The 15,988-nt window shown below is 49.4% G+C and carries 8 protein-coding genes and 1 pseudogene; 1 reads left to right on the top strand and 8 read right to left on the bottom strand.

Translation table 11 applies throughout. The features are described from left to right. Positions 1 to 68 precede the first annotated feature (68 nt). From H6G45_RS16595 to H6G45_RS16585, 3 genes are all read right to left on the bottom strand, one after another. A complete protein-coding gene (locus H6G45_RS16595) occupies positions 69 to 1,127 on the bottom strand; it encodes a glycosyltransferase (protein ID WP_190599510.1) in 1,059 nt (352 codons plus the stop codon). 40 nt (positions 1,128 to 1,167) lie between these two features. After that, a complete protein-coding gene (gene sat, locus H6G45_RS16590) occupies positions 1,168 to 2,340 on the bottom strand; it encodes a sulfate adenylyltransferase (RefSeq protein WP_190599509.1) in 1,173 nt (390 codons plus the stop codon). Positions 2,341 to 2,851: 511 nt separating this feature from the next. Next, entirely contained in the window at positions 2,852 to 5,155 is a 2,304-nt protein-coding gene (locus tag H6G45_RS16585; RefSeq protein WP_190599508.1) for a ribonucleoside-diphosphate reductase subunit alpha, read from the bottom strand. Between the two features lie 310 nt (positions 5,156 to 5,465). Here H6G45_RS16585 and H6G45_RS16580 point away from each other — a divergent pair, with 310 nt between their 5' ends. Continuing rightward, on the top strand, positions 5,466 to 5,762 hold the full coding sequence (locus H6G45_RS16580) for a hypothetical protein (RefSeq protein WP_190599507.1): 297 nt from the start codon (positions 5,466 to 5,468) through the stop codon (positions 5,760 to 5,762). A gap of 13 nt (positions 5,763 to 5,775) precedes the next feature. Here the strand turns inward: H6G45_RS16580 and H6G45_RS16575 are convergent, their stop codons facing one another. The 5 genes and pseudogenes from H6G45_RS16575 to H6G45_RS16555 form a co-directional block, all read right to left on the bottom strand. Further along, positions 5,776 to 7,443, bottom strand: a complete 1,668-nt coding sequence (locus tag H6G45_RS16575) for a carbohydrate porin (protein ID WP_190599506.1) — start codon at positions 7,441 to 7,443, stop codon at positions 5,776 to 5,778. 116 nt (positions 7,444 to 7,559) lie between these two features. Then, entirely contained in the window at positions 7,560 to 8,762 is a 1,203-nt protein-coding gene (locus H6G45_RS16570) for a hypothetical protein (protein WP_242018216.1), read from the bottom strand. A 281-nt stretch (positions 8,763 to 9,043) separates the two neighbouring features. Beyond that, entirely contained in the window at positions 9,044 to 12,013 is a 2,970-nt protein-coding gene (polA, locus tag H6G45_RS16565) for a DNA polymerase I (protein WP_190599504.1), read from the bottom strand. A 378-nt stretch (positions 12,014 to 12,391) separates the two neighbouring features. Next, positions 12,392 to 14,584, bottom strand: a complete 2,193-nt coding sequence (locus H6G45_RS16560; RefSeq protein WP_190599503.1) for a phosphoketolase — start codon at positions 14,582 to 14,584, stop codon at positions 12,392 to 12,394. 249 nt (positions 14,585 to 14,833) lie between these two features. After that, positions 14,834 to 15,974, bottom strand: a pseudogene (locus H6G45_RS16555) (site-2 protease family protein). Positions 15,975 to 15,988: the final 14 nt, after the last annotated feature.

Genomic DNA, 15,988 nt, shown 5'->3' with positions numbered 1-15,988 from the left:
GCTGGACTAAGATTCGGCTCTGCCCTTTTGTTTTGGCCAGAGTTGTTGGTCTTCTCAACAGTTTCCGTTTACGGGTTGAGTATTTCCTCAAACCATTGCTCCAGACGATCGCCATAGGCAGTGAGGGAATAACGAGATTCAGCTACTTGGCGACAATGGGCACGGTCTATATCTGGTATTTTGCCCACAGCGGTGGCCAAAGCTGGTACATCGTCAGGGGTGACCAAAAATCCAGTTTGTCCCGTTTCGACAATTTCCTTGGGACCACCCCGGTCATAGGCAATCACCGGCACCCCACAGGCAGAAGCTTCCAAGGCTACCCGCCCCAATGCTTCCACCCATTTGTGGGTCATTAGTAAAGCTTGGCATTGTCCCAAAGCCTGCTGAAATTCCTCCGTGGGTAAAAATCCGCCATACTCTACCTGGGCCCGGGGATAGTCCCTTTGCAGAGATTGCCAATATTTTTCATCTTGGAGATAACCAAATACCTGGAGGGGTAACTGGGTAATTTCCGCCACAGCAAAAGCGTCCTCTAAGCCCTTTTCGGGGGAAATGCGACCGGCCCAAGCTAAAGTTTTGCCTGACTGGGGAACGAATTGGTATTGGGCCAAATCAATGCCACTGCTCAAAATGCGGAAGGAATCTGCCACGGGGTAGGTTTGGGCCTGGGCTTGGGTGTGGGCCCCCAGTGTGCCGGGACAGAGCTTAGCCACCCGGTTGATCGCCTGGTCCATGACCGCATTCCAGGAGCTAATACAAACATAGTGCAACACCGGCCGCTGCAAAAAGGGAGAGAGGTAAAAAGGTAACCATTCGTAGCCAAAATCGACTATTAGGTCATAATTTTGCTCCACTTCCCTAACGTAGTCCCACATATGGGCCACTACCGCATCCTCTGGCATCAGCACTGGGTCATGGTAGGTGGGTTCCGGAGTTAGTGGCTGTAAAGCTCCAGCAATTTCCTGGATAGGCAAACCGGCGATCGCCGAACCAGCGGGAGCGACAATTTTGGCCTTGTGGCCCCGACTGACCATGGTGCGGGTGATGTTTTTTAAATTCAGAGCCACCCCTCCCAATCGTCCAGAATTGAGGGAACTGACAGGACTAGAAACAAATAGTAGGCGCATATTAATGCCCGAGGATAAAGGGTGAGTTACCCTACTCCTTCTAGCTTTCCCCCTGCATGGCCTGAATTAATTCCTGGGCTACCTCAGGACGGGAGAATTCCGGCGGCGGCAATTGTCCATCCCTTAACAGGGCCCGCACTTTAGTACCAGAAAGGTGAATACGATCTTCCGGGCCGCTGGGACTGGTTTTGGTGGTGGCCATTTGCAAGGTCTTTTTACAGTAAAAGGCGTGCTCGAACTTCATCGGCACAATGCCCAACGCTTCCGGGGCAAATTCGTCGAAAATTTCCTGGGCATCATAGGTGCCGTAGTAGTCCCCCACCCCAGCGTGGTCCCGACCAACAATGAAATGGGTACAACCATAGTTTTTGCGAATGAGAGCATGGAAAATGGCTTCCCGGGGCCCAGCGTAGCGCATTGCGGAGGGGTTAATGCCCAGAATCACCCGATCCTTGGGGAAATAATTATCCAACATGATTTCGTAGCAACGCATCCGCACATCGGCGGGGATGTCATCACTCTTAGTTGCCCCCACCAAGGGATGGAGAAAGAGGCCGTCTACTACTTCCAAAGCACATTTTTGGATGTATTCATGGGCCCGGTGGATGGGATTACGGGTTTGGAAGCCAACAATCGTTTTCCAGCCCCGTTCAGCAAATAATTGGCGGGCGGCGGCGGGGTCAATTTGATATTTGGGAAACAGGGGATGGGGCTCCCGTTCCAGCAACCAAATGGGACCAGCGAGGTTAATGGGGCCTTGGTCATAGACCACCTTTACCCCAGGATGGGCCTGGTCATCGGTGCGGTAAACATTTTTAGCTTCGTGGGCTTTGTTGTAGTGATATTTTTGGGTTAGTTCTAACACACCAATGAATTTACCGGCGCTGTTATCTAATCGGACCCAACTGCCCACTTCTAGGGGGGCGGCCACTTCCTCCGTCACGGATAATGTCACCGGCACCGACCAGGGCAAACCGTTGGCGAGCTTCATTTCCTCCACCACTAGTTCGTAGTCGTCCTGCTCCATGAAACCCTTCAGGGGACTAAACCCCCCAATGGCAATCATCACCAAGTCCGATGTGGCCCGTTCATCCAGTTGCACCCTGGGTAATTTATCGGCGATCGCCAAAAATTCCTGGCGTTCTGCTTCCGGGGCAAGGCGATTGATCAGTTGGCCGCCGTGGGGGGCAATGGCTGCGAGGGAAGTGGTCATGGTTAATTGGTAAGGGATAGGGGAGGTGATTGGCAAAAATGTGATTGTTTAAACCCCAGACTAGATTGCCATGGAGGGGCGACAAAACTCAACTAGCGGCACCGTCCTGTTAGTCCAACGGGATGGAATCTGTGTAATCAGTCAGGCAGGTATTAACGACGGGTACCTAAACCCATTCAAAGTTGTGCAGTTTACCGTCAGTGTTGGTGAGTATTTTCTTGAGCCGGACGAACTTTTCTCCACAAATTCTGGACTAATGGAGGTTAATATCGCAGTCACATCTGACGCATTCTGGACCAGAATGGGAGCCTCCAGCCCTATTAGAGGAAACTAGTCTTTCTCGCCCGACATTTAGGGTGACATTTAAAAAGTAAGACTATAAAGAGAAAATCTGCCAAAATTCCCCTTTTAAAAGAGTTTTGTTAGCAATCCTGCCCTTGTAAGGTATTTAAGGATTGTCAAGGAAGATTTAGTCTCATTTTTAGAGTTAGCAAACAAGCTTTTAAGTCGCCTAATTAGCACAGGCGACACAGCCATCGGAGGAATCCTTAAAGTCATCCTTTTGCACAGTGCGGATATAGTAAATGGCTTTACAACCGGCCTCCCAAGCCATTACCAGGGTGTCAAAAATGTCTTTGGCATTGAGGCTCCTTTCCGGTTCCTCGGGAAAATAAATGCCCGCATTGAGGTTGAAAAGTAGCTCCATGGAAATACCCGTATCAATCCATTGCTGGATGGCAGCCACTGCTTGTACCACTTTGCGCTGGTCCATGGTTTTGTTCTCAGGATAGAACCAGAAACAGTTGCCAATGAAAGGGGGCGCAATGGGAACGGTGCCTTTGGCCCATTTGTCGTAAAAGAAACGGCTATAGACCGGCAAAATACTGGCGGTGCAACCCTGCACTAGGGAAGAAGAAGTATTGGGGGCGATCGCCGTGATGTGGGAGTTGCGAATGCCGTGGGTTTGGATGTCGTTGGAGAGTTTTTCCCACCGTTCCGGTTTAGCCGCATTGGTTTGGAACCAACTAACGGGCTTCGAGCCAATCAATAGGCCTTTTTGCCAATCACTGCCGGCAAAGGCGGGGTAGGCTCCCCGTTCCTTGGCTAGTTCCATGGAGGATTGGGTACACCAATAACCAATTTCTTCAAATAAACGGTTGATATCAGCCAATTGGTCGTAATTGAGGCGACGTTTGGCTAACCAGTCGGCTAGACCCATGGCCCCCACCCCAATGGTGCGGTATTTATGGTTATGACTCTTAGCATCGGCAAAGGGAGGCGCGGTCAATTCGATGGTGTTGTCCAGCATCCGCACGGCAATTTGACTAACCCCGGCAATGTCCTGGAGGTCGAGATTGGCCAAGTTAAGGCTGACTAGGTTACAACAATGGGCATCCTGCCCTGGGGTGACGTTACTAAAGCTTTCACAACAGAGATTGGTGCCGGGGATGTAGCCCTGGTGTTTATTAGGATTGGCTTTGTTGATGGTGTCCTTAAAAGAAAGATAGGGCATCCCGGTTTCCACCTGGGTACGCATTACCTGCTTAAACAATTCCCGGGCATTAATGCGTTTGTAGAGGGTAATGGTTTCTCCCAAGGCCGCTTCGATAGAACGGTAGACTTCTGTGAACTGATCGCCCCAGAGCTCAGCCAACTCAATGCCCATTTTTTCCCTGACTTCGTAGGGGTCCACCAACGTCCAATCTTCTTTGTTAATGACCCGCCGCATAAATTCATCGGGCAGGATTAGTTGGGGAAAAATATCATAGGCTTTACGCCGTTGGTCGCCATTTTCCGCCTGCATTTCCAGGAATTCCGGCACATCCAAATGCCACACATCTAGCCCCACTGTGACGGCCCCGGCCCGACGCCCCCCTTGATTAACGGCGATCGCCGTATCGTTGAGCAATTTTGTCCAGGGAATTACCCCCCCGGAAGCGTTGGGCTTACCCATCACCCAACTGCCGGTGGCCCGGATGCGGGAAACATTCACCCCTACCCCACCACCATTTTTGGAAATTCTGGCCGCATTGGTAATTTCACCAAAAATGCTTTCCAAATTGTCTTCCATGGCCACAATGAAGCAGGAAGTGAGGGACCCCCCAGGAACCCGCAAATTCGCCAGGATGGGGGTAGCTAAAGAAATGCGGCGGGCAGCAATGGATTCGTAAAATCTCCGGGCCCATTGCAAACGGCGATCGGGAGCTTCCACCGAAGCCAACAACAAAGCACAGGTCAGCAAAGCTTCCTGGGGTAACTCATTGGGCAAGAGGTAGCGACTGGTCAGCAATACCGCCCCGGCATAGTCGTAATCCGTATCCCAGTCAGAGTTAATCCAACAGCCCGCTTCCTGCAATTCCGCCTCGGTGTAGGTCAAGATGCGGGAGTCATACTCCCCATTGGCGACCTTGGTTTGCACCGTGCGCAGATACTGCCCATATTGGTATCCCCGCCGCACCAGGGTATCTTTCCACAAGCTCCAAACATGCAAACGACCAGCCACATAGCGCCAGTCTGGTTCGTTGGGACTGCACATTTCCAAAGCACAGCTAATTAAGTTATCTTGAATTTCCCTAGTGCTAATGCCCTCCCTCAGACGGGTAGTTAAACCAGCCTCAAGGGCAATGGAGTTCACTTCCAACCCAAGACAGGCCCAGTCCACCACCGCCCGAATTTTACCAATGTTGAGGGGCGTTGAGGAGCCATCGCGACGGATCACTTGTATGCGATGTCCCTGGTGTGATCCCTGGCTGGTGCCGGTATGGGTGTCATTGGCGGTGGGGCTGGTGGGGGCGCTGATGAGGGTGGGGTGCATAGAAAAAGACAGTCAGGGGGACTTCGTAGGGTAGCGGAACAAACCGGTAGGGTCAAGGGCCCGAGGTCAGAGCTTAGATAAATTAAGCCACAGATATGGTGTGGCCGGCACTAATCTTACTCCACATCTGGCACTTTATCATAGGCCACCCCCCCGGGGATCGGATTGCTAAATTGGTTACCAAATGCAAAAAAAAGCCAAAAATTAGCTATTCAATGTCTGAAATCACCCCAGGGTCAGCCATTGCCCCGATAACAATTTTTGTTAAGATTGGGTTCGTTATTCCCCCGACCATTATTTCCTAAAAAATATGTTTGCTCTACCCATCCTGGCGGTTGCTGGCACGTTTCCCACCTATTTTGTGGCGGTGTATGTGGTGGGCTTAGTGGCGGCGGTATCCATCGGTTTGGTGGCCTGGTATAACTCCAAGCGGCCGGTGGGATGGGAACGGTCCCGGAGGCCAGGTTTTATCCCGAAAATTAATACGGGCGATGACGGAGAACCACCTCAATTTACCCCCCCGGAAAACCTGACAGAATCTCCATCAACTCTGGAGGGGGAAAGTGGAAAATCAGAATCTAACCCTGCCGATTCCCAGTCGGAATAGGTAGCCCAATTTTCTAGAAAGGGAAAGTGAGTTGTACTGTGCCACTGATGCTGGGCCCCGTTGCCCCCATCACGCCGGGGGTAGGCAACACCGTTAGCACGGGTTGGATGAATAAATTGCCCACCAAATGGTACTGGGCATAGAACTGCAACATCGTTTCATAGCTGTTAAAGCCATAGCCTGCCAGGGGATTTGCATTTAATCTGGCCCAGGAAAACCCAAAGCCGTAACTATCCAACGGGCGATCGCCAAAGGGGGCAATAAAGGTTAGACCGAAACCAAAGGAACTGTGCATCAGGGCCGTACTGGAACTGTTCCAGCCACCTTGGACAAAACCAACAACGCCATTTTGGTCTTTAGTCTCTCGAAATTTGCCTAGCTTTTGGACTAAGTAGGCATACATGCCCCCAGTTTGGGATTCAAATGCTCCCCCAGGGGCCGTCAGCGGGCCGCTCTGTCGCCATCCTCCCACTGCCACACTCCCCCAACCGACTTCTGGCGCATCAGCGTAGGGAGTCCAGGTTCCCCCGATTTCCGCCACTTTGAATAGGGGGCCAGAAAAGTTGGGCCAAACCAATCCAGTCTGTACTCCTTGCGCTCCCCTACCATCGTAAATACCAGCTTGGCCATACCAACCATTGGGGGTAGCAGGATTATCGCCAGGGCCGCCCCAGGATTTCCAAGCACCATATAAACCAAAGGCGGAATTATAGTAACCAGGAATAAAACCCAACATGGCAGGGCCGACAAAAACTGGAGTATAAAGTAAACCAGTGGTGGAGGTGAATAATTGCGGATCGGTTTGAGTAACAAAGGGCCGTCCCACGTAGCCAAAATTCATCGAAGGAATCAGTTTACCAACCCGAAAAGAAAGGCGATCATCGAGAAAGGTTTGATTGAGCCATAGTTGATACAATTCTGTTCGATTTAATGGGGGGCCGGCTTCGATGGAGTTATAGCCCTGGACAGATCCCGCTGCCAAGTTCACCGGTTGACCGTTATATTGCAAACCTTCCACTTCAAAAAAGGCATTTTTCCAACCCACTGCCTTTTCCAAATCTATTCCCAAACCTAAAATTAAGGCTCCATTCAAATCAGTGGAACCAGGTTGATTGCCGCCGGAAATTTGCTGGCTGATATTACCCATAAAAATACCGCCAAGGCGCAAGGGGCTATCTTCGGGCAATCCCAACCAACGACCCAATTCTCCAGTGCCCACCAACATGTTGGATGCGGCCGGGTTACCACTGATGCCCACCATGATTTTCCTGGGGCTTTTGCTATGGGCTGGTTTTAGAGTTTCTAATGGGTTGGTGGAGCTAGATATTTCTTCTGGAACAATAAAATCGTCTGCTACTAAATTGTCATAATCAAGGGAATCTTCTGACCACTGCTTGATCATCGCTGGAGTTAAAACTGTTAAACGATCAATTTCATGGCTTTCAGAAAGCTGAAAATCTGATGTTTGGTCAAGAAATATTTCTAGTTTTTGTTTTTGATTATGAATGAATGGTAAGGCGGACAATGTTGATATTTCCTTCTCCCCATTGGAAATAGTCCCAGCCCAAACTATTGATTGGGAGCCCATAAAAATTCCTGGGGCAATGGCCAAAATCCAGGCCATTAAATTTACTTTTAGCAACGGGCAACAGGGGTTTTGCAAAAAATATTGGGTAACCATGATTGAACCTAAATCCTACACACCAATCAGGAAAGGGCTAAAAATACAACCATGGAGAAAGACGGCACAATCTCCATGGCATGAAATAGTTAAGAGTGGTGAAAAATTATTGGAATTTACTTCTGATCCAAAGCTTCCTGCAAAGTTTCTGGCCCTTCTCCCTCACTGGCCACGGTGCGCCAGGGCCATTCCTGGGAGTGGAAGGGCGCTAAGGGGGGCAACATGGGAGTAATGCCGTTGGCTTCGTCGTAGGCACGAATGCGGGCATGGGCTGGGCCCACAGCATAGGAACCTTGGGACGCGGCCATGGGAGTTCTGGCACCATCCTGTTTGGCGATCGCCTGGCGAGCTCCGGTGCTGAGCAGTTCTACGTCCATAAGAAAGTAATCGTCAAAGAAAGCTAGACCCAATTCCCGGTCTTTGACAATTCTGGTTACTAAAGACAACATCGTGTCCGGTTTGGTGGTGAACTCGGTGGTTTCAAACAGTAGCAGGCGATCGTTGATGGCTTCTTTGCCAAAGAATTGGGCCATCAGGGTAAATAAAATATTGTTGGTGCGGGTTACATAAAGGGTATTGGTGACCCCAAAGGTTTGATCCCACTGGTCACCGATCATTTTTTTCCATTCCGCCATGACTTCCATCCAGTGGTCTACCTGGTAGGTGGCGGCGGTGCTGATGGTTGTGGTGAAATGGGGCACTACTTCCTTAATCCAAGCATTGATCTTCTGGCGATCGATCACCCCAGCGGCCAAGGTTTCATCAATGAAACTAATGTTATTGGTCAAAATGGCCTTGACTGCGCCTAAAGCATCCGGCTCCAAACCCAACTGATCCGCCTGGGCCAAGGTGTTAGCCTGTTCTGTACGGTAGGCAGTCAATTCTCCTTTCCAACCATCTCCGGCCACGGGGGCATTGTCGGCAGTGGCAAAATAGGGCTGGAGAATGGCATAAATGGCCATGGCGCTATGGGAAATACCTTTTACCACTTGGTATTGCACGGGCACGGGTGGAGCTTGAATAGGGCTACTTTGACCAGGCATATACAGATAAAAATCTCCCCCCTCGTTACTAAATAAACCGAGAATAATGGGATGCTTTGCCCTAAATTCCCCGGTGTAGCGCTCCAGGGATTTGGCGTAGTAAACGTTCATTTGGGAGTCGAGCAACAAGCTACTTTTAATAGCGTTGTTTAATAATGCCCAAGTGGGAAAAGCCATCAATAAAACCAGGGCCAGAGCCAGTACAGCTTTGCCCAACAAACCATCAGTCAAGCGGCCAAAAAGCTTAGTCTTAGGAAGACCGGCAAGAAAATTCATAGACATAGATAAACAGCAGAGATTACTATTTTTTGTTCTCAAGACAAGGCGCTAGATTGGGGGCAAAATCGGCCTTTTGCTGAACCTAGTGTCGCCATTATCACACTGGTTTTTGCTCTTGCTACCAAATTTGTCAAAATCCAATTTTTAAGAATAATTAAGACCCTGCCTGGAATTTGTTAACTTTCGGCAAAACTTACTCTGTGAAGATATTTGGCAAAAGTCAAATTTTCTAACGGTCATGGGTTCACTGTCCCCCCAAGACCATTGAATAGCAAAAGTTACTTAGCTTCCATCCAATTACTACCCCGATGCATTTCCACCACTAAAGGCACCGATAGGGTTAGGGCCTGCTCCATGGTGTGTTGGATTAGGGGAGATAGCTCTTCCCACTCCTCCAGGGGCATTTCAAAAATTAGTTCATCATGGACCTGGAGTAACATGCGGGTTTGGTAGTTTTCTAGCAGATCCGCCAGTTTAACCATGGCAATTTTGATAATATCGGCACTGGAACCTTGGATGGGGGCATTTGCCGCTGATCGCAGAAGCTGGGCGTCGTTATAGTTCATTTTGATGCCAGCTAAATCTAGCTCCGTCACCGTTTTTCCCCTCAGTCGTCGTAGGGCGTCGGTGACAAAGTTAAAGTAACGTCTTCTGCCCACAATGGTAGTCACATAACCTTTGGCGATCGCCTCTAGCTTCATGGTTTCCAGGTAATCAAAAACTTGGGCATAGGTGCGGTGGTAACGATCAATAAATTCCCGGCCTTCCACTGCGGAAATCCCCGTTTCCCGAGCAAAGCGCTGGGCCCCCATGCCATAAATGACGCCAAAATTAATTGTTTTACCCAAATTCCTTTCCGCTGGGGTAATGTCCTCTTTACCAAAAAGCAACTTAGCCGTCACGGCATGGACATCCTGGCGATCGCCATAGGCCTGTAGTAACACCGGTTCTTGGGAGAGGTGGGCCAGGATACGCAATTCAATTTGGGAGTAATCCGCCGACACCAAAAGCCAATTTTCCTGGGGCAAAAAGGCCCGGCGAATCTGTCGGGAAAAATCAGAACGGATGGGAATATTTTGTAAGTTAGGGTTGGAAGAAGATAACCGCCCAGTGGAAGTAATAGCCTGGTTAAAATCGGTGTGAATACGTTTAGTGTGGGGATTAACCAATTCCGGTAAGGCATCCACATAGGTGGACTTTAATTTAGCTAAGGTGCGGTGTTCCAGAATTGCATCAATGATGGGGTGGTCTCCCTGGAGTTTTTCGAGGGTGGCATGGTCTGTGGAATAACCAGTTTTAGTTTTGCGGGATTTTTTGCGGTCTAGTCCCAACTTATCGAACAAAATACTGCCCAATTGTTTGGGAGAACTGAGATTAAAACTTTCCCCCGCTGCTTCATAGGCCGTGGTTTCAATGGTGAGTAAATTATCTGCTAACTGTTCCGACAGGGTTTGTAAATAATCGCAATCAATGCGAATCCCCCTATCTTCCATGGCCGCTAGGATTTTTTCTAGAGGCTGTTCAATGTCCCTCACAATAGTTGCAAGTTCGGGATAATCATCTAGTTCTTGTTGTAGTTTTTCTGCCAATAAATAGGTAGCATAGCAATCTAAACCGCAATATTGTCCCGCTGTCTCTAGGGGTAAATCGGCAATAGTCTGGTCTTTTTTCAAGCCCAAATCTTTATAGCTCAGGGCCACTAAACCGAGGTTATAACGACGGCAAAGATCGGTTAAATTATGGGTCTCCTCCGGTTGAAGCACGTAGCTAGCTAGCATGGTGTCCAACACTACGCCCCCCAACTCCATGCCATGGTGGGTCAAAACCCGCCGATCAAATTTGGCATTTTGTAAGACTTTGGGGTAGGTGGTATTGCTCAAAACTTCCCCTAAAAGATCTTTAACTATGTCGAGGGATAACTGTTCCCCTTGGTGATGCCCTAGGGGAATATAGGCCACTTGATGGGGTTCTGGACCCCAGGCACAGCCAATGCCAACTAAGTTAGCCATCAGGGGATCTAAACTGTTGGTTTCTGTGTCCCAGGCAACGGGAAACTTTGCATCTGTATAATTTTTTAATTCCTCAACCAGGGCTTGCAGTTGCAGGATAGTGGTAATAATTTGTGGCTGAATTTGTTCTGGTAATTGAATAGTAATTAAACCATCTTCTTGGGTTACGGTGGGGACGCCATCAAACAAAGATAATTGTTGGGAATCATCCTGGCTAATTTTTGCTTTTGCCTTAGTATTTTGATTGGTTTTAGCCGCGTTATCCTTTGGGCTATTATCCACTTCATTGTCCACCGGCACTGGTCCATACTTATCCCCAAAAGCACGGTGGAAAGTTGCAATTTTGTCAATGAAAGTCCTTAGCTCTAATTTTTCCAACAGCGGCACCAGGCGATCAGTAGAAAATCCCGTTAATTGCAAATCCTCCCAGCCTATCTCCAAGGGCATATCCACGACAATGCGAGCCAACATTTGGGAGTGTATGGCATCATTTTTGCCATTGGTTAACTTCGTTTTCAATGCGCCCTTAATCTGTTCTAAGTTTTCATATACCTTCTCTAGGGTTTCGTACTCAGCTAAAAGCTTAATGGCAGTTTTTTCACCAATGCCATTAATGCCCGGAATGCAATCGGATTTATCGCCACAGAGAGCTTTAAAATCGACAATTTGGGCGGGGGTTACCCCCATTTTGTTCACCACTCCCTGCCAGTCCAATTCGTCATATCCAGTATTACTGGCAAAGGGATTACGGGTTAAGTATAAAACGGAAATATTTTGCTCTGGGGTGACCAGTTGGAACAAATCCCGATCGCCACTGAGGATTTTAACTCGATAGCCAGCGTCACTACCCTGGTGAGCTAATGTACCTAAAATGTCGTCGGCTTCATAGCCTGCATAGGTAATGGTTTGTAAATTAAGGGCCTGTAGCAATTGCTGGAGGTAACTTAAGTCCTCAGCAAAATCCTCCGGGGTTTCCTGACGGTTAGATTTATAGGCGACGTCGGCCTCATGGCGAAAGGTGGGTTCCCGGCGGTCAAAGGCAATGGCGATCGCCGCTGGTTTTTGGGACTCCATCACCTGCATGAGGGAATTTAAAAATCCAAAACAGACGCTGGTGGGAATGCCCGCTGTTGTCCGCAGAGGGCCCTTTTTCGACAGACCAAAGGCATAGTAAGCCCGGAATGCTAAGGAATGGCCATCAACTAACAATAACAAAGGGGATTCAGCAGACATAAACACGCACCAAGGAAGAAGCTAGATTATACCGCTGTTGCCGGTGGTGACAGATGTGTAATATTTTTTGCCTATAAAAAAAGATGTTGTTACTTTAACCAAGACTGCCAACACAGGAGAAACCTATCCCTGACCAGTGTGGAACAGGCTCCATTCCGGTGGCGACTACGGGTGAAAATTATTCAGCCAACTCAGCCCTACGCCCCATTGAGCACCTGGTTTTGGCCTCATTTAACTCGAGAACCGGGTATTCCGCCTATGGCCAAACTGTCAGACAAGGTAGTAAAGGTCGCAAGACTTCCACTGCTTTGCAAGTTTCCCGATAGGAAGCCTACGCTGTAGTCTTAGATTTAGCGTGGATAGTTCACCGAGTGATGGTTAAGCCTAGGCCAGCAAAGCCTTGGCCCGATCGCCGAAGGCCTGGGCTGTTAAACCGTTATAGGCCATCAATTGTCCAGCACTAGCGGTGGTTTCCCCCCGTTTCCAGGCAAACAGATCCCTGGGGCAAGCACTGCGGAGCATCACCGGTTCCAGCATGGCTCCACTGCCGCCAGTAACCCCAATCAACGCATCCCCACCGAACAGTTCGGCAAATTCAGCATCGCTCAAAAAGCCACCATCTGACTCGGAACAATCTTCCCATTGCACATCATAGGGACGGTATAAGCGCCGGGGATTGATCACGGAAACCACTTTCACCCCATAACCTTCACTTTCCAATTGGCTAGCTGCTTCCAAGACGGGAATTAAAGTCATATCGCCAATCACAGCAAAGACCACAGTTTTGGAACCGGTACTGCTGTGGAGTAGGATGCCGCCTTTAGCTAAACCTTGGCGATTTTGTTCCAAGGTGGTGCGGATGGGCAGGGGAGACTTACTGGCGGTGATGGGAATACCCTTATTGCTGGTGGTTAAGGCCCAGTCATAACAAACCTGAATGCCGTTAGCGTCACAGGGGAAGAGAGGAAAAATATTGCCATTGCGCATCATCGCGGCAAAATAATTTTCAATTTCGGGCCGTTGGTGGGTCCAACCATTGCGTCCTTGCTCCAAAGCCCCCGCCGTAAATAGGGTGATGGTGGAAGGGGTGGGACGACGTAACTCTGCCATGGCTTGGGTCACAGTCTGCCAAATGGGTAAACCATTGATAGCAAAGGATTCGTAGGAACACCAGAGGGTACGGCCTCCAAATAAAGCTTGGGCGGCGGCCAGGCCAGCACAGGCATCTTCACTCAGGGGTTCATAAACTTGGCCGTTGGGGCCCTGGAAATAATCTTGATCCACCGTAGGATGAACAATTTTTAACCCGACGTTGATGTTGTTAATGCCCGAGGCCGCATTACCGTCCGCATTGGTAACGACAAAATTTGCATCCTGTTTGCCTACATGAACCACCAATTCCCCCATGGCCGTGGTGGCCACCTGTTTATCTTCTAAGGCAAATTCCTTCAGGGGCAGAGTACCTAAATCCGCCAGAGGCAGAACCGATTCCGTTACCACTGTCTGGGCCGCCGGGCCACCATGGGAACGCTCAAAATTAGTCCGCACCAACTGCCATGCGTCTGGAGATAAAGCCCGTTCTTGCAAAGCGCTGACAATATAATCCTTGTTTAAACTGTCGCCGGGGTAAAGGTTATGGGATTTGGCCCCTGATTTGTGGACCCCGGCCCCTTTTAACTGCTTCACAATCAGGACAGTTAATGTGCCATTGAGAGCCGCCTGGGCTGCTTGGTCAGTGGCTTCCAATACGGCTTGGGTGAAGGCTAGGCGTTGTTGAAAAGAAAACTTGGTGCTGTCAACAAAATCCCCCGGCTGATTGCTGTCGTCAAAATCCTTGGCGTTAACTAAAATGACATTTTTGAAACCATTGCCCCGCCAATAATTAACCATGGCTTCGTTGCTTTGGGTGGAAACCATGCTGTGGTGTTCTTGGCTAAAACCGTTCCAAACCAAAATGGGGAGGAAATTCGTAACTTGGGGATAGGCCGTGTGGAAATGGCCAAAACTACTCATGATGTAGGGTTCCCCTAAGCCTCCATCCCCAATGGTGACAGGAAAGAGAGTCCCAGGATGGAGTTTGGCCCCGGCCATGGCGAAATGTTGCCCCTGGCCCAGAGGCCCCGCTGGCGCTAACAAACCAGGAATTTGCCCTGAGAGGTGACCCAAGAGCCCGTGCATTTCCCGGAACCGATCGCCAAGTTCTTGAACTGTATTAATCCCCATGGCTTCCAAGGAACGATCCAAGAACATAGTGCTGTAAAAACCGGGGGCATGGTGCCCTACTTCCGTCACCGTATTTTTGTAGCCCAACATCACCAGGGAGGCGATCGCATCGGCAATACTGGCAAAGCCACCAGGGTGTCCTGATTCCTTGCTAGCCGTAGTTTGCAGGGTCAAATAACGCAGGGCATCCGCCGCCAATAACGTTTGATAAACTGCCTGGGGATCACTGGATGAGTTGATGGACTGTTGCCCACTGGCGATCGCCGTTTCCTGGCCGTAACGATCAAAATCCGGCAGGTTTTCACCGAAAAAGCGAATTCCTTGGCAAAAAGCAGGGGCAGCGGCAACGGTCATGGGGAAAGATCCTATTCCAGAGAAGAGTAACGTTTGGGTCTAATTTTACCCCCTTGGGTAACACCAGATAATCCCCTATTCAACCATTAAAAAAGATTGAGAAAAAGCTATGGATGCTTAATCCCAATCCTGGTTGAGAGTTTTTATTCTCTCCCTCCATTGACCTACTAAATTACCGGCAACATTGAGGGACTGTGAATCCTGTTTTGCCCCCAAATTCGGGGAGTCAGGGGGCTTTTAAAACAAAGTCTACGCGGCAGAGGTTTGCAGACATTTGATAATGGAAGCTTTTTCCAATAATCCCACCACTTCCCCGGAGGATTGCACCACCAACAGTTCCGACAGTTTTTGCTGGTCTAACAACTGGGCCACTTCAAACAAAGATTGGCTAGCGTTAACGGTGACCATCTGTTGGGGATGTTGCATCAGGCTGTCCACAGTGGCGTGGGGCCAATCGGAGGTGGGCACATGTTTGATATCTTCCGTGGCTAGTACCCCTAGCAGTTGATTGTCAGCACCGATGATCAAGAAACGTCGCCAGGGGGTTTTACCAATCACATACTCGTTGGCAAATTCCCGGATGTTTAACCCAGCAGGGATGATGGGGCTGTTGGGAATGACCGCATCTTCCGCAGTGAAAGCTTCCATTTGATCTTTAACCTGGGCATTGCGGGCGGAGGAACCAGCATTTTGCAACAGGAACCAACCGATCAGAATAGTCCAGAAGCTACCGATGGGCAGAATATTTAAAATGCCTAAGCTACCGATGGCGATCGCCAACCAACCAAAACCTTGGCCGACCCGGCTAGCGACGAGGATACCTTTATTTTGATTGCCAGTGATTTGCCACACGATGGATTTGAGCACGTTACCACCGTCCAAGGGTAAACCGGGGATGAGGTTAAACAATGCGAGGGCAAGGTTAATGGCTGCCAACAAACCAATAATGGCTTGGGCCGGGAGGGGAAGGGAAATTTGACTACCAAATATGGTCAGAGCCAAAAAGAGCACTAAACTCACCGCAGGCCCGGCGATCGCCACGGCAAAAGCTTGCCAGGGAGTATTGGATTCCTTTTCTAAACTCGCTAGACCACCAAAAAGAAACAAGGTGATGGATTTTACTTCAATGCCCTGGGCAATGGCCACTAGACTATGGCCTAATTCGTGGGCCACCACCGAAGCGAAGAGTAATAGGGCAGTGACTAATCCCAAAATCCAGGGTATGCCACCGGACAGTTGGGGAAAGCGGGCTAAGTCTTGGCCATAGCTGAGGGTCACCAATCCCAAAATTAAAAACCAGGATGGATTGACGTAAAAGGGAATACCAAAGAGACTGCCGACGCGGATATTGTTGTTCATTCAATTGCCCCCCTAAACTGAGGCTTAACATGAATTAATTGTAAC

The sequence above is a fragment of the Synechocystis sp. FACHB-383 genome (genome assembly GCF_014698605.1).
GTDB lineage: Bacteria > Cyanobacteriota > Cyanobacteriia > Cyanobacteriales > Microcystaceae > Synechocystis > Synechocystis salina.
Note: the sequence above shows the minus strand (reverse complement) of the source record. Positions and strands in the feature narration are given on the sequence as shown.